Annotated in this window: 29 protein-coding genes; 19 read left to right on the forward strand and 10 right to left on the reverse strand. The window is 66.8% G+C overall.

Features of this window, described 5'->3' with window-relative positions; translation table 11 throughout:
* Positions 1-73: 73 nt before the first annotated feature.
* The 4 genes from ACFPME_RS17055 to ACFPME_RS17070 are packed head-to-tail and all read left to right on the forward strand — an operon-like array spanning position 74 to position 4,528.
* On the forward strand, positions 74-1,528 hold the full coding sequence (locus ACFPME_RS17055; protein WP_377306894.1) for a glucoamylase family protein: 1,455 nt from the start codon (positions 74-76) through the stop codon (positions 1,526-1,528).
* Positions 1,525-2,835, forward strand: a complete 1,311-nt coding sequence (locus ACFPME_RS17060; protein WP_377306895.1) for a sugar ABC transporter substrate-binding protein — start codon at positions 1,525-1,527, stop codon at positions 2,833-2,835. Before ACFPME_RS17055 ends, ACFPME_RS17060 begins: the two co-directional genes overlap by 4 nt.
* Positions 2,832-3,710, forward strand: coding sequence for a carbohydrate ABC transporter permease (locus ACFPME_RS17065; RefSeq protein WP_377306896.1), 879 nt, complete (start codon positions 2,832-2,834; stop codon positions 3,708-3,710). The genes ACFPME_RS17060 and ACFPME_RS17065 overlap by 4 nt, the downstream gene beginning before the upstream one ends.
* A complete protein-coding gene (locus tag ACFPME_RS17070) occupies positions 3,707-4,528 on the forward strand; it encodes a carbohydrate ABC transporter permease (protein ID WP_377306897.1) in 822 nt (273 codons plus the stop codon). Before ACFPME_RS17065 ends, ACFPME_RS17070 begins: the two co-directional genes overlap by 4 nt.
* 87 nt (positions 4,529-4,615) lie before the next feature.
* Here ACFPME_RS17070 and ACFPME_RS17075 read toward each other — a convergent pair whose 3' ends face one another.
* The 4 genes from ACFPME_RS17075 to xth all read right to left on the reverse strand — a co-directional run bounded on the left by ACFPME_RS17075 (position 4,616) and on the right by xth (position 7,884).
* A complete protein-coding gene (locus ACFPME_RS17075; protein ID WP_377306898.1) occupies positions 4,616-5,449 on the reverse strand; it encodes a pirin family protein in 834 nt (277 codons plus the stop codon).
* 105 nt (positions 5,450-5,554) lie between these two features.
* Positions 5,555-6,301: a DUF4336 domain-containing protein gene (locus ACFPME_RS17080; protein WP_377306899.1), complete on the reverse strand. Its 747-nt coding sequence runs from the start codon at positions 6,299-6,301 to the stop codon at positions 5,555-5,557.
* 106 nt (positions 6,302-6,407) lie between these two features.
* A complete protein-coding gene (locus ACFPME_RS17085) occupies positions 6,408-7,088 on the reverse strand; it encodes a YecA/YgfB family protein (protein ID WP_377306900.1) in 681 nt (226 codons plus the stop codon).
* A 4-nt stretch (positions 7,089-7,092) separates the two neighbouring features.
* Positions 7,093-7,884: an exodeoxyribonuclease III gene (gene xth / locus ACFPME_RS17090; RefSeq protein ID WP_377306901.1), complete on the reverse strand. Its 792-nt coding sequence runs from the start codon at positions 7,882-7,884 to the stop codon at positions 7,093-7,095.
* Between the two features lie 312 nt (positions 7,885-8,196).
* Here xth and ACFPME_RS17095 point away from each other — a divergent pair, with 312 nt between their 5' ends.
* Positions 8,197-8,406 (forward strand): cold-shock protein, encoded by a 210-nt coding sequence (locus ACFPME_RS17095; RefSeq protein WP_007082376.1) that lies wholly within the window; start codon positions 8,197-8,199, stop codon positions 8,404-8,406.
* A 233-nt stretch (positions 8,407-8,639) separates the two neighbouring features.
* On the opposite strand, the gene ACFPME_RS17100 is transcribed toward ACFPME_RS17095, so the two are convergent.
* A complete protein-coding gene (locus ACFPME_RS17100) occupies positions 8,640-10,694 on the reverse strand; it encodes a M3 family metallopeptidase (protein ID WP_377306902.1) in 2,055 nt (684 codons plus the stop codon).
* Between the two features lie 138 nt (positions 10,695-10,832).
* Between ACFPME_RS17100 and ACFPME_RS17105 the strand changes: the two genes are divergently transcribed.
* Entirely contained in the window at positions 10,833-11,366 is a 534-nt protein-coding gene (locus tag ACFPME_RS17105; protein WP_377306989.1) for a gamma carbonic anhydrase family protein, read from the forward strand.
* Positions 11,367-11,468: 102 nt separating this feature from the next.
* On the opposite strand, the gene ACFPME_RS17110 is transcribed toward ACFPME_RS17105, so the two are convergent.
* The 3 genes from ACFPME_RS17110 to aroE all read right to left on the reverse strand — a co-directional run bounded on the left by ACFPME_RS17110 (position 11,469) and on the right by aroE (position 13,226).
* Positions 11,469-12,020: an energy transducer TonB gene (locus ACFPME_RS17110; RefSeq protein WP_377306903.1), complete on the reverse strand. Its 552-nt coding sequence runs from the start codon at positions 12,018-12,020 to the stop codon at positions 11,469-11,471.
* A gap of 112 nt (positions 12,021-12,132) precedes the next feature.
* The gene (locus ACFPME_RS17115; RefSeq protein ID WP_377306904.1) at positions 12,133-12,399 is read right to left on the reverse strand and encodes a YkgJ family cysteine cluster protein; all 267 of its coding nucleotides are present in this window, start codon (positions 12,397-12,399) and stop codon (positions 12,133-12,135) included.
* Entirely contained in the window at positions 12,396-13,226 is an 831-nt protein-coding gene (gene aroE, locus ACFPME_RS17120) for a shikimate dehydrogenase (RefSeq protein WP_377306905.1), read from the reverse strand. The genes ACFPME_RS17115 and aroE overlap by 4 nt, the downstream gene beginning before the upstream one ends.
* A gap of 130 nt (positions 13,227-13,356) precedes the next feature.
* Here aroE and ACFPME_RS17125 point away from each other — a divergent pair, with 130 nt between their 5' ends.
* Complete coding sequence (locus ACFPME_RS17125) at positions 13,357-13,614, forward strand: hypothetical protein (protein ID WP_377306906.1); 258 nt, start codon at positions 13,357-13,359, stop codon at positions 13,612-13,614.
* A gap of 39 nt (positions 13,615-13,653) precedes the next feature.
* On the opposite strand, the gene ACFPME_RS17130 is transcribed toward ACFPME_RS17125, so the two are convergent.
* On the reverse strand, positions 13,654-15,138 hold the full coding sequence (locus ACFPME_RS17130; RefSeq protein ID WP_377306907.1) for a RimK family protein: 1,485 nt from the start codon (positions 15,136-15,138) through the stop codon (positions 13,654-13,656).
* Positions 15,139-15,508: 370 nt separating this feature from the next.
* On the opposite strand from ACFPME_RS17130, the gene ACFPME_RS17135 reads away from it, so the two are divergent.
* The 3 genes from ACFPME_RS17135 to ACFPME_RS17145 all read left to right on the forward strand — a co-directional run bounded on the left by ACFPME_RS17135 (position 15,509) and on the right by ACFPME_RS17145 (position 17,535).
* Positions 15,509-15,982, forward strand: coding sequence for a GNAT family N-acetyltransferase (locus ACFPME_RS17135; RefSeq protein WP_377306908.1), 474 nt, complete (start codon positions 15,509-15,511; stop codon positions 15,980-15,982).
* Positions 15,983-16,357: 375 nt separating this feature from the next.
* Positions 16,358-17,146, forward strand: a complete 789-nt coding sequence (locus tag ACFPME_RS17140) for a PhzF family phenazine biosynthesis protein (protein ID WP_377306909.1) — start codon at positions 16,358-16,360, stop codon at positions 17,144-17,146.
* The gene (locus ACFPME_RS17145; protein ID WP_377306910.1) at positions 17,146-17,535 is read left to right on the forward strand and encodes a GFA family protein; all 390 of its coding nucleotides are present in this window, start codon (positions 17,146-17,148) and stop codon (positions 17,533-17,535) included. The genes ACFPME_RS17140 and ACFPME_RS17145 overlap by 1 nt, the downstream gene beginning before the upstream one ends.
* Positions 17,536-17,582: 47 nt before the next feature.
* Here ACFPME_RS17145 and ACFPME_RS17150 read toward each other — a convergent pair whose 3' ends face one another.
* Positions 17,583-18,272: a hypothetical protein gene (locus ACFPME_RS17150; RefSeq protein WP_377306911.1), complete on the reverse strand. Its 690-nt coding sequence runs from the start codon at positions 18,270-18,272 to the stop codon at positions 17,583-17,585.
* Between the two features lie 121 nt (positions 18,273-18,393).
* Between ACFPME_RS17150 and lptM the strand changes: the two genes are divergently transcribed.
* The 9 genes from lptM (at position 18,394) to ACFPME_RS17195 (ending at position 25,848) form a co-directional block, all read left to right on the forward strand.
* Complete coding sequence (gene lptM, locus ACFPME_RS17155; RefSeq protein ID WP_377306912.1) at positions 18,394-18,573, forward strand: LPS translocon maturation chaperone LptM; 180 nt, start codon at positions 18,394-18,396, stop codon at positions 18,571-18,573.
* Between the two features lie 13 nt (positions 18,574-18,586).
* Positions 18,587-19,435: a diaminopimelate epimerase gene (gene dapF, locus ACFPME_RS17160; RefSeq protein WP_377306913.1), complete on the forward strand. Its 849-nt coding sequence runs from the start codon at positions 18,587-18,589 to the stop codon at positions 19,433-19,435.
* 92 nt (positions 19,436-19,527) lie between these two features.
* Entirely contained in the window at positions 19,528-20,214 is a 687-nt protein-coding gene (locus ACFPME_RS17165) for a DUF484 family protein (protein WP_377306914.1), read from the forward strand.
* A 7-nt stretch (positions 20,215-20,221) separates the two neighbouring features.
* The gene (gene xerC / locus ACFPME_RS17170; RefSeq protein WP_377306915.1) at positions 20,222-21,109 is read left to right on the forward strand and encodes a tyrosine recombinase XerC; all 888 of its coding nucleotides are present in this window, start codon (positions 20,222-20,224) and stop codon (positions 21,107-21,109) included.
* A gap of 116 nt (positions 21,110-21,225) precedes the next feature.
* Complete coding sequence (gene hslV, locus ACFPME_RS17175; RefSeq protein WP_377306917.1) at positions 21,226-21,762, forward strand: ATP-dependent protease subunit HslV; 537 nt, start codon at positions 21,226-21,228, stop codon at positions 21,760-21,762.
* 86 nt (positions 21,763-21,848) lie between these two features.
* A complete protein-coding gene (gene hslU / locus ACFPME_RS17180; protein ID WP_377306918.1) occupies positions 21,849-23,186 on the forward strand; it encodes an ATP-dependent protease ATPase subunit HslU in 1,338 nt (445 codons plus the stop codon).
* Between the two features lie 40 nt (positions 23,187-23,226).
* Positions 23,227-23,856 carry a hypothetical protein gene (locus tag ACFPME_RS17185; protein ID WP_377306919.1) on the forward strand — a complete coding sequence of 210 codons (630 nt, stop codon included), beginning with the start codon at positions 23,227-23,229 and terminating at the stop codon, positions 23,854-23,856.
* A 144-nt stretch (positions 23,857-24,000) separates the two neighbouring features.
* On the forward strand, positions 24,001-24,888 hold the full coding sequence (gene rbsK, locus ACFPME_RS17190) for a ribokinase (RefSeq protein ID WP_377306920.1): 888 nt from the start codon (positions 24,001-24,003) through the stop codon (positions 24,886-24,888).
* A gap of 45 nt (positions 24,889-24,933) precedes the next feature.
* Positions 24,934-25,848, forward strand: a complete 915-nt coding sequence (locus tag ACFPME_RS17195) for a hypothetical protein (RefSeq protein ID WP_377306921.1) — start codon at positions 24,934-24,936, stop codon at positions 25,846-25,848.
* Positions 25,849-25,884: the final 36 nt, after the last annotated feature.

A 25,884-nucleotide genomic window follows, 5' to 3' on the forward strand; every position in this document is an offset into this window, starting at 1 on the left:
GGATGGCCAGACGAGAGCACCTGAGGAGGCGGTTCGATAGGCCGCCAACCCGCCGCACACCCCCTGAGTATCGATGAAGATTTTCAAACGGAATGCCTGGCTCGGCGCCCTGCTCGGCACGGCGCTGACGTTCGCTGCCATGCCAGGCGTGGCACGACACTCCGTCGCCGCACCCGCCATCCGCGCACCGGCCGTCCCGGCGCTGGTCGGCGATCTCGAACAGCGCAGCTTCCGCTTCTTCTGGGACAGCGCGAATCCCGCCAACGGACTGGTCCCCGACCACTATCCCGGCGAGTCGTTCTCCAGCATCGCCGCGGTCGGCTTTGGCCTGACCGCCTACGGCATCGGCGCGGAGCGCGGCTACATCACCCGCCCGCAGGCGGCCGAGCGCACCCTCGCCACGCTGCGATTCTTCGACCGCGCACCGCAGGGCGACAGCGAGGACGACGACAGCGGCTACCAGGGCTTCTTCTACCATTTCCTCGACATGAAGAGCGGCAAGCGTTTTGCGCGCTGGACCGAAGTGTCCACCGTGGATACCACGCTGCTGCTCGGCGGCGTGTTGTTCGCGCAGTCCTACTACGACCGCGACACGCCGGCCGAACGCGAGATCCGCACATTGGCCGACCGCATCTACCGCCGCGTCAACTGGAACTGGGCGCAGGTGCGTGCGCCGCTGATCAGCATGGGCTGGACGCCCGGCGGCAAGTTCATCCCGGCCGACTGGAAGGGCTACAACGAAGCCATGCTGGTGTACATCCTCGCGCTCGGCTCGCCGACCCATCCGGTCGGGCCGGAGGCGTGGACGGCGTGGCTTTCCACAAACCAGCGAACCTGGGGCACCTTCGAGGGACAGACCTTCCTCAACTTCGCGCCGCTGTTCGGCCATCAGTACAGCGAGAGCTGGATCGACTTCCGCGGCATCCGCGATGCCTGGAGCCGCGAACACGGTCTGGATTATTTCGAGAACAGCCGTCGCGCCGTGATCGCGCAGCGCAATTACGCCATCGCCAACCCGGGCGGCTGGACCGGCTATGGCAAGAACGTGTGGGGCCTGACCGCCAGCAACGGTCCCGGCGGCATCGTCGTGGAGGGCCACGGCCGCCGCGAGGAGTTCCAGGGCTATACCGCTCGTGGTGCAGGGCTGGATGAGATCGTCGACGATGGCACCATCGCACCGACCGCCGCGGCGGGCTCGATCGCGTTTGCACCGGAGCTGGTGATTCCCGCGCTGGCGGAGATGAAGCGGCTTTACGGCAAGGGCATCTACAACCAGTACGGCTTCGTCGATGCATTCAATCCAAGCTTTCACACCCGTACGGTGCTGCGCACCGGCAAACTGCTGCCCATGGGCTGGGTGGACAATGTGCAGCTGGGCATCGACCAGGGCCCGATCGTGCTGATGATCGAAAACTGGCGCAGCGATTTCGTGTGGAAGGTGATGAAGAAGAATCCGTACATCCGCAAGGGGCTCGAACGCGCGGGCTTCACCGGCGGCTGGCTCGGCCAGGCAACGACCGGGCCGTGATCGCCGGCGCCGCCATCGGCTGGCGGCGCGGCCTGCTTGTGGCGGGGCTGGCCATCGGTACGCCGCTGCTCGGCAGCTGCACGAAAACGACCACCGACGGCCCGGTGCTCACCGTCTGGACCATCGGCCGCGAGGGTGAAGCGATCGCCAGGCTGCTGCCGGATTTCGAGCGCGTGCATCCGGACATCCAGATAAAGGTGCAGCAGCTGCCGCTGACAGCGGCGCACCAGAAGCTCCTCACCGCGTTCGCCGGCGGCTCGCTGCCGGACATGACCCAGCTCGGCAATACCTGGTTGCCGGAAATGGTGGCGCTGGACGCACTCGAGCCGCTGCAATCGCGCGTCGACCATTCGGGCGTAGTCCGGCAGAACGATTATTTCGCCAGCATCTGGGCCACCAACGTGATCGACGGCACGCTGTACGGTGTGCCGTGGTACGTCGATACACGCCTGCTGTTCTATCGCCGCGACCTGCTCAAGGCCGCCGGATTCGATGCGCCGCCGCGCGACTGGGCACAGTGGCGACAGATGCTGGCCGCGCTGAGTGACGCGCAACGCCACCGCTGGGGCATCCTGCTGCCGACCAACGAATACGAACAGCTGATGTCGCTGGCCCTGCAGCAACCCGATCCGCTGCTGCGCGATGGCGGCCGCTACGGCAATTTCGAAAGCGCCGGTTTCAGGCATGCGCTGAGCTTCTATGTCGACACGTTCAAGCTCGGACAGGCACCGGCGATCACCAACGTGGAAGCGGGCAATCCCTGGTCGGAATTCGGCCGCGGCGTGTACGCGTTCTATCTGTCCGGTCCGTGGAATATCGGCGAGTTCCGCTCGCGCCTGCCGGCCGCGCAGCAGGACGACTGGGCCACCGCGCCGCTGCCCGGCCCCGAGGGTCCGGGTGCGGCGGTGGCCGGCGGCTCCAGCCTGGTGATTTTCCGCAACTCGCCCCATAAGCAGGAGGCGTGGGCACTGATCGAGTACCTGTCGCAGCCGGCGGTGCAGCAACGCTTCTACGACCTGCTCGGCGACATGCCGCCGCGGCGCGCGTCGTGGGACGGCGGCGCGCTGCGCAACGACCCGAAGGCGCGTGCGTTCCGCGATCAGCTCGAACGGGTGAAGCCGGCGCCGCCGGTGCCGGAGTGGGAGCGCATCGCCAACGAGATGCAGCTGGTGGCCGCGCAGACTGTTGCCGGGCAACTGACCGTGGATCAGGCGGTCGTCGAGATCGACCGCCGCGCCGACCTGATCCTGGAGAAGCGCCGCTGGGTGCTCGATCATCCGCAGCCGTCGGCGGCGAGTGCGCGATGAACCGGCAACGTGCGGCGTGGTTGTTCCTCGCGCCGGCGCTGCTGGTGCTGGGCGTGTTCTTCCTGCTGCCGGTGATCGCCGCTCTGGCGCTAAGCCTCACCGACTACGACCTCTACGCGCTGGCCGATATCCGCAACCTGCGCTTCGTCGCGCTGGGCAACTACTGGGCGCTGCTGCAGCGGCCGCTGTTCTGGTCGGCGCTGGGGCATACGGTGTATTTCGTGGCGGTCGGCGTGCCACTGTCGATGGCCGCATCGCTGGGCAGCGCCATGCTGCTGAACTCACCGCTGGCGCGGGCCAGGCCGTTCTTCCGCACCGCATTGTTCGCGCCGGTGGTGACCACCGTGGTGGCGGTGGCGGTGATCTGGCGCTACCTGTTCAACACCAGGTACGGCATGGCGAACTTCGTGCTCGGCCATCTCGGCATCCACCCGATCGACTGGCTCGGTGATCCGCACTGGGCGATGCCGACGATCATCGCGTTCGCGGTGTGGAAGAACTTCGGCTACAACATGATCATCTTCCTCGCCGGACTGCAGGCGATTCCGATCGATCTGTACGAGGCCGCGCGCATCGACGGCGCCTCGCCATGGCGGCAGTTCCGCCATATCACCTTGCCGATGCTGGCGCCGACGATGCTGATGGTGTCGATCCTCACCGTGTCAGGTTATTTCCAGCTTTTCGCCGAGCCCTACGTGATGACCGAGGGCGGCCCGCTGCAGAGCACCACCAGCGTGCTGTACCTGATGTACGACGAAGGCTTCAAGTGGTGGAACCTGGGCTCCGCTTCGGCGGTGGCGTTCCTGCTGTTCATCATCATGTTCGCGGTGACGATGCTGATGCTGAAACTCACCCGTCGCGGAGACACGTCGTGAGCCTGCGTCTGGCGAAGACGCTGATCAACGGCCTGCTGATCGGCGCGGCAGCGGTCGCGCTGTTCCCGCTGTTGTGGATGCTGTCGGTATCGTTCATGGCGCCCGGCGAGGCCAGCGCGCTGCCGCCGCCGCTGCTGCCGCGCCATGCCAGCTGGGGCAACTACCGCGAGCTGTTCGTGCATGCCGGGATGGGCCGCTACCTGCTCAACAGCCTGCTGGTTTCCAGCACGATCACCGCACTTTCGCTCGCGTTCAACCTGATGGCCGGCTACGCCTTCGCCAAGCTGCGCTTCGCCGGACGCGAGCGGCTGTTCCAGGCGCTGATCGGCGCGCTGGTGATTCCGGCGCAGGTGGCGATGCTGCCGCTGTTCCTGCTGCTGAAATACATCGGCCTGGTCAACAGCTACGCCGGCGTCATCGTGCCCGGCATGGCGACCGTGTTCGGCATCTTCCTGGTACGCCAGTACGCGCGCGGCATTCCCGACGAGCTGCTGGAAGCCGCGCGCATCGACGGCGCCGGCGAGTGGCGCATCTTCGGTCAGATCGTGCTTCCGCTGCTGAAGCCGGTCATGGTGACGCTGGCGATCTTCACCTTCCTGGCCGCCTGGAACGACTTCATGTGGCCGCTGATCGTGCTGACCGGACAGGAGCACTACACCTTGCCGATCGGGCTGGCCTCGCTGGCGCGCGAGCATGCGCAGGACAACGAACTGATGATGGCCGGCTCCGTGGTCACCGTGCTGCCGGTGCTGCTGGTGTTCCTGGCGATGCAGCGGTATTACCTGGAAGGGCTGTTGCTGGGCAGCGTGAAGGGGTGAGCGCGCGTTCCAGCGAAAGAGCGCGCCCTCCGCGCTGCCCCTCTCCCCGCAAGGCAGAAGGGCGATGGCGAAGAGCGTTCTCTCCGTTCAGAACTTGCCGGCACGAAAATCGGCGATCGCTTCGTGGATCTGCTCGGGCGTGTTCATCACGAACGGCCCGTAGCGCGCCACGCTTTCGTTCAGCGGCTTGCCGGCGACCACCAGCAGGCGCGACGGCTCGTCGCCGCCGGCCAGCTGCAGTTGTTCGCCGTCGGACAGCACGCCGAGCTCGCTGCGACGCAGCTGCTCGCCGCCGACCAGTGCCGACTGGCCTTCGAACACGTAGGCGAAACCGTGATGACCCGCCGGCAAGTCGAGCGTGAGCGCAGCGCCCGGCTGCAGGCCGATATCCAGATACACCGGTGCGGTGACAATGCCCTCGACCGGGCCGGTGGCGCCGGCCAGCTCGCCGGCGATCACCTTGACCTCGACCCCCTCGGCCGGCCGGACCACGGGAATCCGCTCGGGGCCGATGTCCTGATAGCGCGGCGCGGTCATCTTGTCCTTCGCCGGCAGGTTCACCCAAAGCTGAAAACCCCACATCAGGCCATCTTCCTGCTGCGGCATTTCCGAGTGCAGGATGCCGCGGCCGGCGGTCATCCACTGCACGCTGCCGGGCGTGAGGTCGCCGCGGTTGCCGTGGTTGTCGTGGTGCTGCATGTGGCCGGCCAGCATGTAGGTGACGGTCTCGAAGCCGCGATGCGGATGCTCCGGAAAGCCGGCGATGTAGTCGCCCGCGTCGTCCGAGCGGAATTCGTCCAGCAGCAGGAAGGGATCGAGCATGTCCAGCCCGGCCTGGCCGATGATGCGCTTCAGCTTCACGCCGGCACCGTCGGACGTGTCGGTACCGCGGATGCGGCGGGTGAGGTGGCGATCGCTCATGGCTTGCTCCGGCAGGGGAAGGACTGACCACCAAGATGGCCCCACGGGGGCACTTAGCCAAGCATCGGCGCCGGAACGGATAGTTCCCTCACGGCAACGCTGATCTCATTCGAGCCAGCGAAACGCCCGGTCCAGTTCCGCCGCGGCATTGTCCAGGTAGCAGCGGCCGTGGGCCATGATCACCCGCTGCGGCTGCCACGCCAGCATCCGCGCGAGGCAGGCGCGTGCTGCCTCTTTGTGGCCGACATAGGTCAGGCGCATGTCCAGCGGCGCCTTGCCGTCCGGATCGAGCACACCGCCGAGCCGGGCCATCCAGCGCATCGGCGTGGGCAGCTTCGCCGCTTCGAAATTCTCGATCAGGTCGGCCACGATCACGCTGGCGCTGGCGCGATGCAGGAAGACGAATTCCTGCATGACGCGGCTGCCGCGAAAACGCAGCTGGTCGATCGTGGCGACCCAGTCGGGCGGTGGCGCGTCGTCGAGATCGGCGTCGAAGTGCACCTTCATGCGCTGGCTGGCGGCACGCTCGCGCACCCCTGGCGAAGCCCATGCGACCGCCCGCGGGTAGCGTTGTTTCCACGCGGCGATGTGCGCGTAGTGCAGCAGGTTCGGCGACACCAGGTGCCGCACCGGGCCGAGCGCGTCGAGCGCCGCAAACAATGCCTCGTCCGGTGCGACCGGGGAGTGGCACCACAGCCCGCCATCGGCCAGTTGTACCAAGGTCATGCGGGTGGGAAACGGCGCACGCATGCCAAGCGCCGCCATGTGCACGATCGGGCCGTCGACGATCCAGATGCCCGCGGCGACCGGCTTGAGTGTATTGAGCGGGGCGTACAGGCCGATCTCCGACATGGATGGGCTCGCGAAATCGCAGGAGGGCCTGCCCGGAGATGATGCTCTCCGGCTCCGGATATGCACAGCCGGCGCATCGCCCGCAGCGGGCTGCTGTGGGTGCTTCTCAGTGCACCCAGTGGCCGCTGCGCTGGCGCGGCGGCGCGTTGTCATCCGGGGTGCTGTCCGGGCGCTGCTGCAGCATCATGGTCTCCACCTCGGCCTCGGTCGCCGGCTTGGCCTGCCAGTACTGGTTCACCGCGCCCAGCACGGCCGGCACCTGCGCCAGGCATTCGTCGTATTCGTCCTCGCTTAGCTTCTCGAACTCGGTGTCGGCGCTGAGGATGCCTTCGTCCACCGCCAACGCCATGATCGGTCCAAGCAATTCCATCAGTTGCGGATCTTCGGCCAGGCGGTTTTCCCACAACGCGGCCCGCAGGTCGATGCCACGGCTGAAACCTTCGCACCAGCCGGCGGCGGAAAGCACCGGGCCACCTTCCGTCTCGACCTCGCCGAGGATCGGCTCGTAAGCCTCGACGTCGAGCTCGGCGCTGATCGAATCATTGAGCTTGGCCAGCAAGGCGAGCACACGGTTGCCTTCGCTCTCATCGGCGAACGGCTCGTGCAGCACCTCGGGCAGCCATTCGTCCGGCAGCACCAGCAACGGGCCGACCGCCAGCGCGCTGAGCAGGCCGTGCACGCCGTCCAGCAGCAGGTCGCCCTCGCCGGTGTGCGCGCGCAGGTAGCGATCGAGCTCATCCAGTTCGTTGTCGTCCAGCGAGCTGGGCCATTCGGTTTTTGCGGTCATTGCCTTAGATATCCAGTTCCAGCGTCACCGGGGTGTGGTCAGAGGGACGCTCCCAGCGCCGCGGTTCGCGGTCGATCGCCGCGGCCCTGGCGACGGATTTCAACGCTTCGCCGATCAGGATCAGATCGATCCGCAAACCCATGTTGCGGCGGAATGCGGCTTGCCGGTAGTCCCACCAGCTGAAGTGGCCGTTGCCCGGCTCGAACAGGCGGAAGCTGTCGTGCAGGCCCAGATCGGTGATCGCCTTGAGTCCGGCACGCTCCGGCGGCGAGCACAGAATATCCTCGCCCCAGGCAACCGGATCGTAGACGTCGCGGTCGTCCGGACAGATGTTGAAATCGCCCATCACCACCAGCCGGGGATGACGCGCGAGCTCGCCAGCCAGAAATTCGCGTACCTTCGCCAGCCAGTCCAGCTTGTAGGCGTATTTCTCGTCGCCGACGGCCTTGCCGTTGACCACGTAAAGGTTCACCACGCGCAAGGCCTGGGCGGGATCCGCTTCCGGGGCACCGATGGTGGCGGCCAGCACCCGGCGCTGCGGATCCGCGAGGCCGGGGATATCGGTGACCAGGTCGATCGGCTGGTGACGGGCCAGGATCGCCACACCGTTGTAGGTCTTCTGGCCCGAATACACCGCGCGATAACCCGCCGCGGCCAGCTCGTCGAGCGGAAACTTCGCGTCTTCCAGCTTGGTCTCCTGCAGCGCCAGGATGTCCGGTTGCGCGTCGGCAAGCCACTGGGTCAGGTGCGGCAGGCGCACCTTCAGCGAATTGACGTTCCATGAGGCGATCTTCATCACCCCATTGTAAGGGATGCGTCAACGCGGTTTTTCCCGCGCGCGCCGGATCAGGCCCGGCGCAAGGCAGCGCTTCGCGCCGGGCCAGCGGCACGCCATGGCGCTACAATGCGCCTGAAAGGGGACTTGGCCGGGTTTTGGCGCCGGCGCGAACCAATATCGGAGGAATTGCGCGAAAAACTTACCGAAAGCCGATATTCCGGTGTATGCTGGGAAAGCAAGAGTCCGAGGCAACTCCTCTTCTTGCTCCTATTGCGGCCAGGTGCCTACGCTCCAAGCCGCAAACCATCCATGCTTCAAAGGTAATGTTACATGTCGGATCGTCAGAGCGGTACAGTCAAGTGGTTCAACGACGCCAAAGGTTTTGGCTTCATCACCCCGGAAAGCGGTGACGACCTGTTCGTGCATTTCCGCGCGATCCAGGGCACGGGCTTCAAGTCCCTGCAGGAAGGCCAGCGCGTCACGTTCATCGTCACCAAGGGCCAGAAAGGCCTGCAGGCTGAGGAAGTCCAGGTTGCCTAATTCCCCCGGGAATTGAGCGATCTTGAAAAGCCCGCTTCGGCGGGCTTTTTTTTCGTCTGGACGTTGGCATTCGTCACCCCACCCCGGCTGCGCTGAACGCCGCCCTCCGCATGACGGGTCAGCGAAGGCGACATGGTGCCGCCCGCCCATTGCCGCCAGCCCACGACGTTGCCCGTCGCCCGGGCCGACGCGCAGAGCCTGCCCGGCCTCGGTCCGGGGTGAGCGAACGGGCATCAAGCCAGCCCGTGGCTGCGCAACAAAGCGTCAGGTTCGGGCTTTCTGCCGCGGAACGCGATGAAACTTTCCAGCGCAGGCCGGCTGGCGCCGACGGCGAGTACCTCGCGGCGGAAGCGCTCGCCGGTAGCGCGGTCGATCACGCTGCCGTGGTCCGCCGCATGCTCCTCGAAGGCGCCGAATGCATCGGCCGACAGTAGCTCGGCCCACAGGTAGCTGTAGTAGCCGGCCGCATAGCCGCCGGCAAAAATGTGACTGAAGCCATGAGGAAAACGCTGCCAGGCGGGCGGATGCAGCACGGCCACCTGCTTGCGCACGCGCTCCAGCACGACCAGCGTTCGCGCGCCCGCGGCGGGGTCGTAGTCGAGATGCAGCAGGAAGTCGAACAGGGCAAATTCCAGTTGGCGCACCAGGAACAGGCCGGCATGGAAGTGGCGTGCGGCCAGCATGCGTTCGAACAGCTCTTCCGGCAGACGCTCGCCGGTTTCATGGTGGCGGGCGAACAGATCCAGCGCTTCGCGGTTCCAGCCGAAGTTTTCCATGAACTGGCTGGGCAGCTCCACCGCGTCCCACTCGACACCGTCGATGCCGCCGATCGACGGCAGCGCGATCCCGGTGAGCAGGTGATGCAGGCCGTGACCGAACTCGTGGAACAGGGTGAGTACGTCGTCGTGAGTGAGCAGCGCCGGCTTGCCCTCGGTCGGCGGCGCAAAATTGCAGGTCAGGAACGCCACCGGCTGCTGCTGTGCGCCGTCGTCGAACCGCGCGCGACAGACATCCATCCATGCTCCGCCACGCTTGCCGTTGCGCGCGTACAAATCCAGATAGGCGCCGGCGAACACGCGGCCACCGGCATCATGCACGTCGTAATAGCGCACATCCGGATGCCACACGTCGATGTCGTCGCGGCGGGCAAGCGAGATGCCGTAAAGCTTCGAGGTGAGCTCGAACAGGCCTTCGATCACCGCCGGCAGCGGAAAGTACGATTTCAGCCGTTCCTCGTCCAATGCGTATTGCTGCTGACGCAGTTTCTCCGATGCATAGCCGACATCCCACGACTCCAGGTTGTCGAGCTTGAGCTCGCTGCGGGCGAACTCGCGCAAGGTGGCCAGCTCCTGTTGCGCCACCGGCCTGGCGCGGGTCGCCAGGTCGTGCAGGAACTCCATCACCTCGGTCGGCGAGGCTGCCATCTTGGTCGCCAGCGACTCCTCCGCCGCGTTGGCGAAGCCCAGCAATTGCGCAGCTTCATGGCGCAGCGCCAGGATCCTTTCGATGCGCGCGCTGTTGTCGAACTTGCCGGCATCCGGGCCCTGGTCGGAAGCACGAGTCTGATAGGCCCAGTAGACCCGCTCGCGCAAGCCGCGATCGTCGGCATAGGTCAGCACCGCTTGCACGCTGGGCTGTTTCAGGGTGACCAGAAAACCGTCCAGGCCTTGATCCTCGGCGTACTGTCGCAGCACCGCGCGGCCGGATTCGGGGATGCCGGCGAGGTCGCGTTCGTCGGTGATGTGCTCGTGCCACGCCTCGCTGGCGTCGAGCACCGCGTTGGAGAACTCGGTGGCCAGCTTGCTCAGCTCGACGCCGATTTCGCGGAAGCGCGATCGCGCCGGCTCCTCCAGCGCCACGCCGGACAATCTGAAATCGCGCAGCGCATGCTCGACCAGCGCGCGCTGCGCGCGCAGCAGGGTGCCGAAGTCCGGCGCGTCGGCCAGCGCCTGCACGGCGGCATACAGATCGCGGTTCTGGCCCAGCTCGATCGCGTGATCGGTCAGCGCCTCCTCGGCCGGTCCATACACCTTGCGCAACGGCTCGCTGTCGGCCACCGAGTGCAGATGCGACACCGGCGCCCAGGCGCGCGCCAGACGCTGCTCCAGGCGCTCCTGGGTCAACATCACCGTGGCGAAATCGCGCGGCGCGCCGGGAGCAACGAGCGCATCGATGCCGGCGCGGTAATCGGCCAGGATCGTATCGATCGCCGGCCGGACATGTTCCGGCCGGATCTGCGAAAACGCCGGCAGGGTGTGGTCGGCCAGCAAGGGGTTGTCGTGGCTCATGAAGGCTCCTAGGCGGACCACCAGCGTGGCGATCAGGCGGAGCGAAATCAAGCGATGGGTCGTGACGGCGCCGCGGATCGCGCCCGTGCCTGGCGGCGCACGCGCCACGCCGGGCTCGCGGGCCGCTACCATGCCCGGATGAAATCCCTGCGCAGCTTCAAGGGCATCGCCCCCACCCTCGGCGAGCGGGTCTACATCGATCCCGCCGCCAGCGTGATCGGCGACGTCGCGCTTGGCGACGATGTGTCGATCTGGCCGGGCGCGGTGCTCCGCGGCGACGTCAATCACATCTGCGTCGGCGCGCGCACCAGCATCCAGGACGGCGCCATCGTGCACGTCGCCCACGCCGGCCCATACGGCCCGGGCTTTCCGTGCCTGATCGGCGAGGGCGTCACCATCGGCCACGCCGCCGTGGTGCACGCCTGCACGATCGGCGACTACTGCCTGATCGGCATGCACGCCAGCGTTCTCGATGGCGCGGTGGTGCGGAAGTACGGCTTCGTAGGCGCCGGCGCACTGGTCCCGCCGGGCAAGGTGGTCGGCGAGCGCGAGCTGTGGCTGGGCAACCCGGCGAAATTCGTGCGCCTGCTCAGCGACCGCCAGATCGAGCAGCTGCATTATTCGGCCGACCACTACGTGCGGCTGAAGGACGACTATCTGGCGTCCCTCTGATGATGGTGCGGCGGGTTCGTGTGGTCGACTTCATGCAGCCCGGGCAGGCGGATTTGCTGCTGAAGAAGCCCGGGCGGTTGCTGCGCCGACGTGTCTTGCGGGCTACAGCGCCGCCGCATTCCGGGCGGACGACTGCTGGATGCGAGCCGCCTCTGCCTCATGCTGCTTCATCACGATGGTGCGCGCCGCCGAGAGCTTGCCGCCGAGCAGGGCCAGGGTGAAGTTGTCGCTGTCGAACTCGCGCAGCAGATCGATTTCGCGGCGCGCTTCTTCCAGGTCCTTCCGATTGATCGTGCGTTCGATCTCCACCGCGGCGCGCGGGAAGGATTCGCGCAATGCGTCCCTGGCCGTCGGATTCTCCGGCTCCAGCTGCAATACGCTGAGATAGAACTCATAGGCGTTGCTGCCCGCTGGCGCGACCAGGCGCCCGTCATGCATCGCTTCGCGGGCCAGCCCCAGCAAGATCCCGCTGCCGCTCTGCGCATCGTCGGCAGGCGCAGCCGTCGCCTCCGTTGGCGACGCTACCGCATCATCGAACGAGGCATTCGCCATGGCGCGGCTGTACCAGAACATGCCGCCGGCGAGGGCCAATACCAGCGCCGAAACGAGGGCAAGCGCATATCGGTGCGATGAAGCGAAGCGGAAATCGGGCATGACACCTGCTGCACAAGCAACGGCCGCGCGCAGGAGTGTCCGTCATCGACGTGCTCCCGGCGGATGCCGCCACGTTAGCCAGCTTGTGTTTCAGCCGTGTGGCTGCGCGGCGTCACCGCGCAGCCGTCGCCATCTCCAGCTGCGCCAGCCAGGCCAGCGCATGGGTTCGGTCCGTGCCGCACATGGCCGGCTCGGCACGCAAGCTGCCGCACACCGAAGGGCGCTCGGGCCGGCCGAAGATCGCGCAGCGGTTGTCGCCGGTCAGCTGCACGCAGCGCACGCCGGCGGGTTTGCCATTGGGCATGCCGGGGATCGGCGAACTGATCGACGGCGCGATGCAGCAGGCGCCGCAGCCGGCCCGGCAGCTCGGTGCGCTCACGCCGCGGGTTGGCTCAGGGATTGATAGACCGGCCCGGTATCCGGTCGCTGGCCATGCCACAGTTCGAACGCATCGGCCGCGGTTTCCACCAGCATGCCCAACCCGTCGAATGCGGAACGCGCACCAGCCGTCCGCGCCCATGTGAGAAAGCTGCCGGCCGCAGCCCCATAGGAGAGGTCATAGCAGAGCGCGCGGGAACCGACCAGCGAGAACGGCAGCTGCAGCGCAGCACCCAGCACGCCGGCCGAGGTGGCGTTGACGATCAGGTCGTAGCTTCCGATGCTGGCCAGATCCTCCCAGTAGCGCGTGTGCGCACGCGCCGGATCGCCAATGGCGTCGGCCAGCACATCGGCCGCTTCGGGGGAACGGTTGACGATGGTCAGCGTCGCCACGCCGGCGTCCAGCAGATTCCACGCCACCCCATGCGCGGCGCCGCCGGCGCCGAGCAGCAGCGCCGTGTGGCCACGCAGATCCATGTCGTGACGCTCGGTCAGGTCGCGCACCATGCCGGCGCCATCGGTGTTGTGGGCGGCGAGGCGGCCATCGGGCAGCCGCGTCAGCACGTTCGCGCTGCCGGCCCGGCTGGCTGCTTCGCTGCGCGTGGCCGCCAGCGCAAACGCGGCGGCCTTGTGCGGCAAGGTGACGTTGGCACCGCGGCCGCCTTCGGCGAAGAAGCGCTGCACGGCCGCGATGAAGTCGGCCGGCGCCGCGTCGATCGCCCGATAGTCGAGCTCGATGCCGAACTGCCGTGCGAACGCCTGATGGATCCGTGGCGACAGGCTGTGGCCGATCGGATGGCCGAACACGGCGAACTGGGTGGATGGCATGCATATTTCCTGGCTGGTTGCCTGGCCCATTCTACAAGTCGGCCTTGCGCCGGAGCGCACCTGCCACGTCGCAGTCCGTGAGATGGCCGCCGCGCATTGTGCGGTCTTCAACGCCGCAAGGAGACGACCCATGCATACGCCATCCCCGCCCACGCGGCATCATCAACGCATGCTGCGCGCCGCCATGCTGTGGCTGCTGGGCGGCAGCGCTTTGCTGCTGACCACGCTGGTTCCGCTGCATACCGGGCTGCTTGGCTGGACGCCGGCGTTCTGGCTGCTCGGTGCACCGCTGGCCGTGCTGCTGGCGCTGGAGCCGGCGTTGCCGCGTCGAATGCTGGCATTGTTCCAGCCACGGCGGCGCACGCTCCACGCGACGGTGTGGCATTGAAGCTCCAGCCCCTCACATGGAAGCGGCGGGGGCGGGGGATCAGCCTTTCACGCCCTGTCGCTTGCGTTCCATCCGGCGCAGGAACTCCCGCATGATGCGCAGATAGAGCTCATCGCCGAGATGAGCGTCCTCGACTCCCGCGTCGATCGACGGGTTGTCGTTGACCTCGATCACCACCGGCTTGCTGCCGACCTGCTTCAGGTCGACGCCATACAGGCCGTCGCCGATCGGCTGGGTCGCCTTCAGCGCCAGCTTGACCACCTCCGCCGGCGCATCGCTCACCGCGATGGTCTCGAAGCCGCCGGACTTCGCGGTGCCCTTGGCGCCGTGGTTGTAGATCTGCCAGTGGCCGCGCGACATGTAGTACTTGCACGCGTACAGCGGCTCATGATTGAGCACGCCGACGCGCCAGTCGAATTCGGTATAGACGTATTCCTGGGCCAGCAGCAGCGCGCTGTGCTGGAACAGCCCGCTGGCCGCCTGCGCCAAAGCCTCCTCGTCTTCCACCTTGACCACGCCGCGCGAGAACGAGCCGTCGGGGATCTTCAGCACCAGCGGAAAGCCGAGCTTGGCGATCACGTCCTTCATGCCCTTGCTGTCGTCGCGGTAGAGGATCTCGGTGCGCGGCACGGCGAGTTTGCGCGAGACCATCAGATCGTTGAGGAAGATCTTGTTGGTGCAACGCAGGATCGAGGTGGGATCGTCGATCACCACCATGCCTTCCTTCTCCGCACGATGAGAGAAACGGTAGGTGTGGTTGTCGCTGGCGGTGGTCTCGCGGATGAACAGGCCATCGTACTCGGCCAGCCGCTGGTAGTCGTTCTTGCCGATCGGATCGACCTCGATGCCGAGTTCCTTGCCGGCCGCGACGAAGGCTTTCAACGCCTTTTTGTTCGACGGCGGCATCTGCTCGGCCGGGTCGACCAGCATCGCGATGTCGTAGCGGTACAGCTTGCGCGCGCGTGGCTTGCGCCACAGCTTCTTGGAGAAGCGGTCCAGCTCCTCGGCGAACGCATCTTCCTGCGCGTCGTCCAGCGTCTGCAGGCCGACCGGCTTGATCGCGCTGACCTGCCACACGCGCTCGCGCTCGAACTCGATGCGCAGCAGCGGGCAGGGAAACGATTCGAACACCTGCCGCGCCAGATCCTGCAGCGCGGGATAGGCGGTCTCGCCGAAGTAGACGAGGATGCCGAAGTCGGTGGTGTCGCGTCCCCCGGCCGGCAGGAAATGGGTGAGCTTGGTATTGAGATCCTCGATGTCCACACCGTACAGCGAGCGCCGGCGCAGGTCGTTCACCGTGCGCACCGAGGGCATCACCTTGTGCCCGCGCGCCTCGGCCAGCAGCGACACGTAGTAGCCGGTGCCCAGGTACTTGTAGCTGCGGCACAGGTTGATCACGTGGGTGCGCTCGTCGTCGCCCCCGACCGGTTCGCGCAGATAGTCCATCGCGCTCATCACGTCGACGGACGGGTAGTACGAGCTCCAGTCGGAGGCTTTTTCGACAACGATGACCAGACGGGTCATGACACCACTCGGGCGATGCGGGTTTACGGCGAGGGCCCGCAGGCGGGCGGCTGGTTGGCGCAAGGCGCGCAGTTTGGCACAGGGCCGCCGCGGTACAAGCGAAAGCGCTGAAGCTCGACTAAACGCCCGCAAGCCTAACGGAAATCGCCGGCTCTTCATGGCCGCGACTGCCGACGGGTTTGTCGAAGGACGATATGTTGGCGTGGTTGATTCGTCGGGGCCGAGGCCGGACAGGTGCCGGACTCGGCAAGTTGTCGGAGGGCACGCACGCCCTTCTCCAACGACCTGCTATGGTCCGCGCGTGCCGATCACCCCGCCCCTCTGCCCCACGACGCCGCGCGACGCGCCGCGCAGGATATCCACCTCAGGCATGCATCTCCATCCCGCTACCGCCAGCGTGCGCGTCCGCCGCGCCGAAACGTCCGACCTCGATGACCTGGTGACGCTCGAGGACCGTACTTTCGACAGCGACCGCATGAGCCGCGAGCAGTACCGCCGCCATCTCGACAGCGACTCCGCGCTGGTGCTGGTGGCCAGCGCCAACCACCGCAACTTCCTCGGCACCGCCGTGCTGTTCTTCCGCAAGCGCAGCGGCGTGGCGCGGCTGTATTCGCTCGCCACCCAGCCCGAGGCGCGCGGCAAGGGCGTCGGCACCGCCCTGCTCGAAGCTGCCGAAGCCGCCGGGCAGCAGCGCCGCTGCCGCGCGCTGCGGCTGGAAGTGCGCACCGACAACCACAGCGCGATCAAGCTTTACGAGCGACTCGGCTATCGCCGCATTGGCGCGTTGCCGGCGTACTACCAGGATGGCGCCGATGGCTGGCGCTACGAGAAGCTGCTGGGCTGAGCGGGTGAAGCCGCACCGTGCCTATTCGGCGCTTCGCGTCGCGGCGTTGTCGCTGCATGCGGCGTGGGTGTCACTTGCTGGCGGCAACGCTGCCGGACAAAGCGGTGATGCCGCCGGTTCTTCTGCGCTGGCGTCACTTGCAGCACCGACGCTGCCGCCTGAAGCGGCATCGACGCCTTTTCGCCAACGGCACCGTTGGCGAAAAGGCGGGCAGCGCAGCCGATGAGCGCTTCGGGATTTAGCAGTCGTCAGGCGTTACATTCAACGGGAGAGTGGACATGAGCGTCAGCTTGTCCTGCTCGCCGTCCTGCTGACGAGCGTTCTACCTTCTCTTCCCGCCGCGCAGGCCCGAATGGCCTTCCAGCAAGGTGCCGCATGCGAACGCCGATATTCCATATTGACGCTTTTACCACCCGCCGGTTTGCAGGAAACCCGGCCGCGGTGGTGCTGATGGACCGCTTTCCGGATGACGCGACGCTGCAGGCCGTTGCCGTCGAAAACAATCTCGCCGAGACAGCTTTCCTGGTTCCCGAAGGCCGCGACTATCGTCTACGCTGGTTCACGCCCACCGTCGAGGTGCCGCTTTGCGGTCATGCCACCCTGGCGAGCGCCGCGGTAGTCCTGGACCGGCTGGAGCCTGAGCGCGACGCGGTCATCTTCCACACGGCGAGCGGCCCCCTCACGGTAAGCCGGACCGTTGGGGGTTACGTCATGGATTTCCCGATGCGGCCGTCCAGAGCCGTCGCTTCGCCGCCCGGGTTGAGGGAAGCGCTGGGCGCCGTTCCGGTCGAGGTGCTGAGCGATACTTTCAACTACATCGCTGTGCTGGAGAGTGCACAACGCGTGCGCGAGCTGGCTCCCGATATCGCGGCAATCGCCCGCCTGGACCACAAAGGAGTGGTCGTGACCGCGCCGGGCGACGACACCTACGACTTCGTCAGCCGCTACTTCGCTCCGGCCAAGGGCATCCCGGAAGACCCGGTGACCGGCGGTGCGCACTGCGCGCTGGCGCCGTATTGGGCCAAACGACTCGGCAAGACGGCGCTTCGCGCTTACCAGGCCTCGCGGCGCGGTGGGGAGATCATCTGCCGGCTGGCTGGCGATCGCGTTGAACTGGAGGGTGGCTGCGCCTTCTACCTGGAAGGCGAGGCGGAAATCCCGTGATGTTCACAGGATCCTGCCATTGCGGCGCGGTACGGTTTCGCGTGGAGGGGGCAATCGCGGAACTCACCACCTGCGACTGCTCGCTGTGTGCGAAACGGAACGCGGTGATGGCGAAGGTGCCGGAGCAGTCGCTTACCGTGCTCGATGGCGAGGAGATGTTGACGCTGTATGCGTGGAATACGCGCCGCGCAAAACACTACTTCTGCCGCCGGTGCGGAATCTACGTCTTCCATCGCAAGCGCGCGGCCCCCGACCACTTCGGTGTCAATGTCTTTTGCCTGGAAGGTTTCGACGCCACGTCGGTTCCCGTACGTGCAACGGAGGGCGCCAATATGACCATCGAGGATCCGGCCGCTCCTCCGCACTGGCCAGGGCCGCGCGCCGGTTAGTCTCGCGCCAGACCCTTCCGCAAGCGCCTTCTCAGCTACACCCCGTCCTAACCACCCAACGGCTGCCCGATGCGCCGCTCGGTCGCCTCATCCGGACGCGCCACCAGAGCGCCGGTGCGCATCAGGCTGACGCTGTAGTGGCCCTGGTCGACCAATGGCAGGAACGCGCCGCTGCCGTAGACGGTGTCGACCTCGGGCAGCCACCGCGGGTACTGCTTGCTGAGGGTGAGCAGGTCGAACGTGCCGGCTTCGCCGAAGCTGATCACGGTGCGCGGTGCCTCGGCTTCCTGCGCGGCGTCGTCGTAGCGGCCGGACAGGCGGTCGAGGCGGTACAGTGGCGGCATGCCGGCCAGCAGCGCGGGCAGTTTCCACTTCAGCACCACCGCCTCGACGCGCCAATCGTCGCCGGACAGCGGCACCTGGCGAGTGCTGCCGTCGGGCCAGCTGAGCGTGAGCGCCCAGCGCTGCGGCGACAGGATGCGTGCGTCGATGTCGACCACTGGCGCTTCCTCGCCGAGCAGCCGATAGCCGCGCAAGGCGGCCCCGGTACCGGCCAGCAGCAGGGTCAGCGTGAAGAAGACCACGCACAGCAGCGCGCGCCAGCTGGCCGCCAGGTGGTGGCGCTGGTGCAGGTGGCGGCGCAGCACCACCAGCTGCACCAGCGTGATCAGCGCCAAGACCGCCGCCAGTACCAGCAGCACGGTCATCGGCATGCGCAACAGCGTGCTCCAGTCCATCTTTGAATCCCTCACCGCATCGACGTGCGATTTGTGCACGCATCATAACGGGCGATGCCGTGAGGCTGCGGCCGATGCAGCGGGCATCGCTATACTGCGACGGTCTCAAGGAACCCTCGCCATGCGCCGATCCCTCCTGCTGCTGCCGCTTTGTCTCGTTGTCGCCACGCTTGCCGGTTGCGGCAACAAGGGTCCGTTGACGCTGCCACCGGCCAGGCCGGCTGCGGTGCCGGCCCCGGCGCAATCCGCCGCGCCGGCCGCCGCGGCCACCGTCGACACGCCTGCCGACAGCCAGCACTGAACGCGCTCTCGCCATGCAGCTGCACTTTTCGAAAATGCACGGCATCGGCAACGACTTTGTCGTGCTGGATTGCCGGCGCGATGGCTTCGCGCTGGACGAGGCGCAGATCCGCGCGCTGGCCGACCGCCACACCGGTGTCGGCTTCGATCAGCTGCTGAGCGTTGAGCCGCCGCGCGATGCATCGTGCGCGTTCTATTACGGCATCTGGAATGGGGACGGTTCGCCATCCGGCCAGTGCGGCAACGGCGTGCGCTGCGTGGCGGCGTGGCTGCATCGCGCCGGCGCGCTGGCGCTCGGTGACAGCGTGCGGATCCAGAGCCCGTCCGGCCCGGTGACAGTACGCCTGCTCGGCGCCAACGAAGTCGCCGTGGACATGGGCGAGCCGCGGTTCGAGCCGGCGCGGATTCCGTTCGCGGCCGAAGCGGCGGCAGATCGCCACGACATCCGCGTCGGCGAGGACACGCTGCAGATCGGCGCGGTGTCGATGGGCAATCCGCATGCGGTGATGGTGGTGGACGACCTGGACGATCCGGCGCTGGCACGGCTCGGTCCGCTGCTGTCGCACCACGAGCGCTTCGCGCAAGGCGTCAATGCCGGCTTCGTGCAGCAGCGCGATCGAGGCCATCTGCGCCTGCGCGTGCACGAGCGCGGCGCAGGCTGGACGCAGGCTTGCGGCACCGGTGCCTGCGCCGCCATGGCGGTGCTGCATCAGCGCGGCGAGGTCGACGATCGCGTGCAGGTCGAATTGCCCGGCGGCACCCTGCAGATCGACTGGAGCGGCCCCGGCCACACGCTGTGGATGACCGGTCCGGCCGCGTTCGTCTTCGAGGGCGATTGGACCGTTCCGGGCCGCCCCGCCTGACGCGGCGGTTGAAGCGCGCCCGCGTCCATCGCACACTCCAGCCCGACGGCACGCTTTCCCGCGTGTCCGCCCTGGTTCGAGGATACCCCTGCATGACCGCAACAACGCTGCTCGACGACGCCACCCAGGCCCGCGTGGTCGCCGCCTACCTGAAACGCCATCCGGAGTTTCTCAGCGAGTATCCCGACCTGGCCGCCAAACTCACCATGCCGCGCGAGCAGGGCGCGGTGTCGTCGCTGGCGGTCTATCAACTGCAGAGCCTGCGCGACAAGAACGCGGAGCTGGAGCGCCGGCTGGCCGAACTGATCGGGATCGCCGCCGAGAACGAGCAGCTGATGGAGCGCGTGCATGCGCTCACCGTGGCGCTGCTGCGCGCCAACACGATGGAGGTAACCGCGCGCAGCGTCGTAGCCAAGCTCAGCGCGGATTTCCACACCGAGCAGGTGCGTCTGGTGCTGTTCGACGACGAACCGCAACTGCCGCGCGCCGAATGGTTGCAGCAGGTGCGCGGTCCCGAAGCACTGCCGGAGTTTGCCGAGTTTCTCGAACAGAACGAGCCGGTCTCCGGCCGGCTGTCGGCCGAGAAACTGGAGCGCCTGTTCGGCGCCACGGCCACGCAGATCCGTTCGGTGGCGATGATGCGGCTGGGCGACTCCGGCATGCTGGCGATCGGCAGCCACGATCCGGATCGCTTCCAGCCTGGCATGGGCACGCTGTTCCTGAAGATGATCTCCGCCACCATCACCGCCGCGTTGGCGCGCTCGCGGGATCTCTCCTGAGCCGGCGATGACGCCCGAAGCACAGGTCGAGCAATGGCTGGCGCGCCTGGCCGACGAACGACACGCCTCGCCGCACACGGTAGCCGGCTACCGCCGCGACCTGGCCAAGCTGCTGCGATTCATGCATGCACAGGAGCTGGCTTCGTTCGATGCGCTGGATGCGAACCGGATGCGCGCCTTTGTCGCCGCCGAACACCGCAGCGGACTGGCGCCGAAGAGTCTGCAGCGGCTGCTGTCGTCCTGCCGCAGCCTGTTTCGCCAACTCCGCCGCGAGGGCTCGCTGGCCAGCGAGCCGATGCTCGGCGTGCGCGGCCCCAAGGTGCGCCGCAAGCTGCCGCAGGTGCTCGACGTGGACGAGGCCGCCGCGCTGGTCGAGACCGACAGCGGCGGCAAGCTGGCGCTGCGTGACCGCGCGATGCTGGAGCTGTTCTATTCCAGCGGGCTGCGTCTGTCCGAGCTGGTTGGCCTGCGCTGGATCGATCTGGATCTGGACGGCGGCGAAGTGCGCGTGCTCGGCAAGGGCAGCAAGACCCGCATCGTGCCGGTCGGTCGCCACGCGATTGCCGCGCTGCGCGCACTCGGCGCGGAAACCGGCATGCCGGCCGATGGCCCGGTCTTCCGCGGTCGCGGTGGTGCGCCGATCAACCCCCGCACGGTGCAGCTGCGCATGAACACGCTGGCGCTGCAGCAGGGCATCCCGAAGCACATCCATCCGCATCTGCTGCGCCATACGTTCGCCAGCCACATGCTGGAGTCCTCCGGCGACCTGCGCGCGGTGCAGGAATTGCTCGGCCACGCGGACATCGCCACCACGCAGATCTACACCCATCTGGATTTCCAGCACCTGGCCAAGGTTTACGACGCAGCGCACCCAAGGGCGAAGCGCAAGCCGTAACGGGCCCAGGCCCGGCCTTACCCCCCGTAGTGACATCGGCGCGTAGCTTCCATCGACATTGAAGCGAAACCACCACGGCCCCATGTCGTCGGTTCAAGTCATCTCGCGGAGCTTCCATGGAATCGTTTCACGCCACCACCATCGTCTGCGTGCGTCGCGAAGGCCGCGTCGTGATCGGCAGCGATGGCCAGGTCACGCTGGGCAATACGGTGATGAAGGGCAATGCGCGCAAGGTGCGCCGGCTCGGCAAGGCGGGTGACGTGGTGGCCGGTTTTGCCGGCGCCACCGCCGATGCGTTCACGTTGTTCGAACTGTTCGAGCAGAAGCTGGAAAAACACAACAGCAACCTCACCCGCGCCGCCGTGGAGATGGCCAAGGAATGGCGCACCGATCGCCGCTTCGGCAAGCTCGAGGCGATGCTGGCGGTGGCGGACAAGGACGTGTCGCTGCTGATCTCCGGCAACGGCGACGTGGTGGAACCCGAGCACGGCCTGATCGCGATCGGTTCCGGCGGCCCGTTCGCGCAGTCGGCGGCGATGGCGCTGCTCGACAACACCGAACTGGATGCGCGCGCCATCGTGGAAAAGGCGCTGAAGATCGCCGGCGACATCTGCATCTACACCAACCACAACGTGTCGATCGAGGAACTGTGAATCGGAGTGGCGGGGTTCGCCTCGCCGGAACCCGCCGTCCCACAGCGTCACGAATCCCGACCCCCTAACGAATCCCGGCGCAGCCCATGTCCGAACTCACTCCCCGCGAAATCGTCAACGAACTCGATCGCTACATCATTGGCCAGCACGACGCCAAGCGCGCGGTGGCGGTGGCGCTGCGCAGCCGCTGGCGGCGCATGCAGCTGGAGCCTGGCATGCGCAACGAGGTCACGCCCAAGAACATCCTGATGATCGGACCCACCGGCGTGGGCAAGACCGAGATCGCTCGGCGCCTGGCCACGCTGGCGAACGCGCCGTTCGTGAAGGTGGAAGCGACCAAGTTCACCGAGGTGGGTTACGTCGGCAAGGACGTCGAATCGATCATCCGGGATCTCGCCGACGTGGCGTACAAGTTGACTCGCGAGCAGGCGGCCAAGCGCGTCCGCACGCAAGCCGAAGATCGTGCCGAGGACCGCATCCTCGACGCGCTGTTGCCGCGGCGCCAGACGCCGACCGACTGGAGCCATGACGCGCCCGCACCTGCCATCGAGAACGAGACCCGCCACAAGCTGCGCAAGCAGTTGCGGGAAGGTGCGCTGGACGAGCGCGAGATCGAGCTGGATTTCGCCATGAACGTGGGCGTGGAGATCATGTCGCCGCCCGGCATGGAGGAGATGGGCGCCCAGCTGCGGCAGATGTTCCAGAGCATCGGTGGCGCCAAGACCCAGCAGCGCAAGCTGGCGATCAAGCTGGCGCGGCCGCTGCTGATCGACGAGGAAGCCGGCAAGCTGCTCAACGACGAGGAGGTCCGCGCGCAGGCGATGGAGGCCGCCGAGCAGAATGGCATCGTGTTCATCGACGAGATCGACAAGGTCGCCCAGCGCGGCGACCACGGCCACGCCGGGGTCAGCCGCGAAGGTGTGCAGCGCGACCTCTTGCCACTGGTGGAGGGCTCCACCGTGTCGACCAAGTACGGCCCGATCAAGACCGACCACATGCTGTTCATCGCCTCGGGCGCGTTCTCGCTGGCCAAGCCGTCCGACCTGATCCCCGAACTCCAGGGCCGCCTGCCGATCCGTGTGGAGCTGTCCGCGCTCAGCGTGGACGATTTCAAGCGGATCCTGCGCGAGCCGCACAACGCGCTGACCAAGCAGTACACCGCGCTGCTGGCCACCGAGGGCGTCGGCCTCACTTTCACCGACAGCGGCGTCGACCGGCTGGCCGAGGTGGCGTTCCAGGTGAACGAACGCACCGAGAACATCGGCGCGCGCCGGCTGCATACGGTAATGGAACGCCTGCTGGAAAAGATCTCCTATGAGGCCGCGGACAAGTCCGGCGAAAAATACCAGATCGACGCCGAACTGGTGGACAAAACACTGGGCAGCCTGGTCCAGAACGAAGACCTCAGCCGCTACATCCTGTGACCCGTGAGCCCTAACAAGCCGGTCGGCGCCATCTGATAAAATGGATACTGTGAGCAATATCATCGAACTGAAAAACACCGGCCTGCGCGCCCAGTTGCGCGAAGCCCAGCAGCAGCAGACGCTGGTGCGGCTGTGGCGCGAGGATCTCGAACACGGCAGCTTCTGCGGTTACGTGGGCGGCGTCGGCCGGGAATTCTTTCTGTTGTGGGTCGTCGGCGACGGCATCACCTACGACGGCATGTACGTGATGCGCCACCGCGACATTTCCGAACTGGAGGCGCCGGACAAGCACCACGTCTTCTTCGAGAAGGCGCTGGCGTTGAAACACATCCTGCCGCGGCCGCCGCGTGGCTTTCCGCTGGACAACATCCGCGAAGTGATCCAGGCCGCTGGCGCGCAGGCGCCGGTGATTGGCGTGCACGTGGACAGCGAAGACGAGGCCGAGGTCTGCTACATCGGCCGGCTGGTCAGCGTCGAGGAAGACGGTTTCAACATGCAGGAACTCAGCCCCGACGCGGAGTGGATGCGCGAGGCCTCGTTTTTCGGCTGGGATGAAGTGTCCACCGTCAGCATCGAGGACAGCTACGCGCAGTCGCTGCTGGCCGTGGCGGGTCCCGCGCCGGAGCTGCTGCCCGGCGATACCGGCATCGGTCGCGTGCCCTCGCCCTGAAACCCTGCTCCTGCAACGCAGGGGCCGCTCTTCGCATCGTCCGGCGCGGCCCACCGTGCCGCCGGCGGCGGTTTCGGCGCCATCGCGCCAACGGTTAAGCTTGCCCTTCCGCAGCGAAGCCAGCACCAGGGCAGGACTCAACAGATGACACGCATCGCCGTCGTCGGCAGCATCAACATGGATCTCGTCACCCAGGCGCCGCGTTTCGTCGGCCCCGGCGAGACGATCCTCGGCGAACATTTTTTCACCCTACCCGGTGGCAAGGGTGCCAACCAGGCTGTGGCCGCGGCGCGTCTTGGCGGGGAAGTGGCACTGGTCGGTGCCATCGGCGATGACGCGTTCGGCCGGCAGCTGCGCGACGGCCTGGCCGCGGAGAACATCGATCTCGACCACCTCGTCATGCTCGACGGCTGCGCCAGCGGCACCGCGTCGATCACCGTCGCGGGTGGCGAAAACCAGATCATCGTGGTGCCTGCGGCCAACGCGCGGGTCACCCCCGCGCAGGTCGAACGGGCGCATGCGCTGATCGCACGCGCCGATGTCGTCTTGGTGCAGATGGAGATCCCGCTGGAGACCGTCGAAGCCACGCTGCGCCTCGGCCAGCGCCTGGGCGTGCCGGTGATCCTCAATCCCGCGCCCGCGCAGCAACTGCCCACCGACTGGCTGCGGCTCGCCCGATACGTCACCCCGAACCAGCACGAGCTGGCGATCCTGCTCGGTGCCGGTCCCGGCGAGGATTTCCGCTCCCTGATGCAGCGTGCGCCGTGCCCCGTCGTGCTTACCCGCGGCGGCGACGGCGCCTGGTACCGCGAGCAAGGCGAGCCGATCCATCAACCCGGCTTCAAGGTCGAGGTGGTCGACAGTACCGGCGCCGGCGATACCTTCAACGCCGCGCTCGCCGTGTTCCTGCACGAGGGCCTGCCCCAAGCCGTGCGCAAAGCCTGCGCCGCGGCTGCGCTGTCGGTGGGCAAGCTCGGCGCGCAGGCCGGCATGCCGCGCCTGCATGAGGTGGAGCACCTGCTGGCGCAGTAAAGTGAGCTTCACCGCCGATACAACCGGCGGTAAGGAGACCGCACGATGAGACAGGCGTACCGGCCCACCCTCGTCATCGTCCTGGCGATGCTTCTCGTTCCCTGCCAAAACATCGCAGTCGCCGCCGCGGGCACAACGCAACCTCCGGTCGGCGCTGCCGCACCGGATGAAGCCGCTCTCGATGCGTCCTGGGCGCAGGTGCTGAACGACAGCATCCCGACCGCGCAGCGGCAACAGGCGTTGTCCCGGATCGAGCAGGCGGCTCAGGCGACGGGCAACCAGCACGAACTGTATTTGCTGGGTTCGCTTTATCACATGGGCGAACACGCGCATGGCTCATTCGTGCCGCGTGACTTGATCAAGGCCAGCCTGTATCTGGGCAACGCCGCCACGCGTGGCAGTGTTCGGGCTATGGCCAAGATGGCCGAGGTCGAACTGGCGATGCACGAGTATCGAGAGGCGATGAACTGGGCGCAGATATACGGCCATTACGAGCTGCTGCTGCCTCACGGCGTACGCCCGCACCACGGCTACGCGGCAGAGCTGGTACAGCGTATTGCCGACAAGCTCGGACGATCGACGATGCCGGAAATCATGAGCGATGTGAACAGTTTCATTGCGTCGAACGACGCCGCAATCAGGGCGGGCAATGGCGGCGCCTCCGCCCCAAATGGCCTGATGCCTTGGCCAGAATCAAAGGCCTTCCTGCCGCCGAGCGGTCGTCTCGCACCCCGCGCGGGCTTTGCCGACTATCTGCTTGCGTTCAATCGGGACGGCTCGCTCGCCGACATGTGGTTGCTGGATGCAGTGCCGGACCCGCCATTGGGACTGGCCTTGCGCCAGTATGCCCGGGAGATGGTTGTCGCCCCCATGCCTGCGGGAGCGGGGCCGGCCTTGCGTTACGCCTGGTTGCCGATGGCGTACGACGACGGCAGGTATCGCGCTGGCCTGATCCATTGAGTGTGTGGATTTCGATCCGCCGCATTCGCAGCCGGG

Source organism: Rhodanobacter umsongensis (assembly GCF_042654965.1).
In the GTDB taxonomy this organism is placed as follows: Bacteria; Pseudomonadota; Gammaproteobacteria; order Xanthomonadales; family Rhodanobacteraceae; genus Rhodanobacter; species Rhodanobacter umsongensis.

What these genes read in the sequence shown, in the direction of transcription:
- ACFPME_RS17055 (WP_377306894.1), top strand. Translation starts at nt 74, where the DNA reads ATGAAGATTTTCAAACGGAATGCCTGGCTCGGCGCCCTGCTCGGCACG.
- ACFPME_RS17065 (WP_377306896.1), top strand. Translation starts at nt 2,832, where the DNA reads ATGAACCGGCAACGTGCGGCGTGGTTGTTCCTCGCGCCGGCGCTGCTG.
- ACFPME_RS17075 (WP_377306898.1), bottom strand. Translation starts at nt 5,449, where the DNA reads ATGAGCGATCGCCACCTCACCCGCCGCATCCGCGGTACCGACACGTCC.
- ACFPME_RS17080 (WP_377306899.1), bottom strand. Translation starts at nt 6,301, where the DNA reads ATGTCGGAGATCGGCCTGTACGCCCCGCTCAATACACTCAAGCCGGTC.
- ACFPME_RS17085 (WP_377306900.1), bottom strand. Translation starts at nt 7,088, where the DNA reads ATGACCGCAAAAACCGAATGGCCCAGCTCGCTGGACGACAACGAACTG.
- xth (WP_377306901.1), bottom strand. Translation starts at nt 7,884, where the DNA reads ATGAAGATCGCCTCATGGAACGTCAATTCGCTGAAGGTGCGCCTGCCG.
- ACFPME_RS17095 (WP_007082376.1), top strand. Translation starts at nt 8,197, where the DNA reads ATGTCGGATCGTCAGAGCGGTACAGTCAAGTGGTTCAACGACGCCAAA.
- ACFPME_RS17100 (WP_377306902.1), bottom strand. Translation starts at nt 10,694, where the DNA reads ATGAGCCACGACAACCCCTTGCTGGCCGACCACACCCTGCCGGCGTTT.
- ACFPME_RS17105 (WP_377306989.1), top strand. Translation starts at nt 10,833, where the DNA reads ATGAAATCCCTGCGCAGCTTCAAGGGCATCGCCCCCACCCTCGGCGAG.
- ACFPME_RS17110 (WP_377306903.1), bottom strand. Translation starts at nt 12,020, where the DNA reads ATGCCCGATTTCCGCTTCGCTTCATCGCACCGATATGCGCTTGCCCTC.
- aroE (WP_377306905.1), bottom strand. Translation starts at nt 13,226, where the DNA reads ATGCCATCCACCCAGTTCGCCGTGTTCGGCCATCCGATCGGCCACAGC.
- ACFPME_RS17125 (WP_377306906.1), top strand. Translation starts at nt 13,357, where the DNA reads ATGCATACGCCATCCCCGCCCACGCGGCATCATCAACGCATGCTGCGC.
- ACFPME_RS17130 (WP_377306907.1), bottom strand. Translation starts at nt 15,138, where the DNA reads ATGACCCGTCTGGTCATCGTTGTCGAAAAAGCCTCCGACTGGAGCTCG.
- ACFPME_RS17135 (WP_377306908.1), top strand. Translation starts at nt 15,509, where the DNA reads ATGCATCTCCATCCCGCTACCGCCAGCGTGCGCGTCCGCCGCGCCGAA.
- ACFPME_RS17140 (WP_377306909.1), top strand. Translation starts at nt 16,358, where the DNA reads ATGCGAACGCCGATATTCCATATTGACGCTTTTACCACCCGCCGGTTT.
- ACFPME_RS17145 (WP_377306910.1), top strand. Translation starts at nt 17,146, where the DNA reads ATGTTCACAGGATCCTGCCATTGCGGCGCGGTACGGTTTCGCGTGGAG.
- ACFPME_RS17150 (WP_377306911.1), bottom strand. Translation starts at nt 18,272, where the DNA reads ATGGACTGGAGCACGCTGTTGCGCATGCCGATGACCGTGCTGCTGGTA.
- lptM (WP_377306912.1), top strand. Translation starts at nt 18,394, where the DNA reads ATGCGCCGATCCCTCCTGCTGCTGCCGCTTTGTCTCGTTGTCGCCACG.
- dapF (WP_377306913.1), top strand. Translation starts at nt 18,587, where the DNA reads ATGCAGCTGCACTTTTCGAAAATGCACGGCATCGGCAACGACTTTGTC.
- ACFPME_RS17165 (WP_377306914.1), top strand. Translation starts at nt 19,528, where the DNA reads ATGACCGCAACAACGCTGCTCGACGACGCCACCCAGGCCCGCGTGGTC.
- xerC (WP_377306915.1), top strand. Translation starts at nt 20,222, where the DNA reads ATGACGCCCGAAGCACAGGTCGAGCAATGGCTGGCGCGCCTGGCCGAC.
- hslV (WP_377306917.1), top strand. Translation starts at nt 21,226, where the DNA reads ATGGAATCGTTTCACGCCACCACCATCGTCTGCGTGCGTCGCGAAGGC.
- hslU (WP_377306918.1), top strand. Translation starts at nt 21,849, where the DNA reads ATGTCCGAACTCACTCCCCGCGAAATCGTCAACGAACTCGATCGCTAC.
- ACFPME_RS17185 (WP_377306919.1), top strand. Translation starts at nt 23,227, where the DNA reads ATGGATACTGTGAGCAATATCATCGAACTGAAAAACACCGGCCTGCGC.
- rbsK (WP_377306920.1), top strand. Translation starts at nt 24,001, where the DNA reads ATGACACGCATCGCCGTCGTCGGCAGCATCAACATGGATCTCGTCACC.
- ACFPME_RS17195 (WP_377306921.1), top strand. Translation starts at nt 24,934, where the DNA reads ATGAGACAGGCGTACCGGCCCACCCTCGTCATCGTCCTGGCGATGCTT.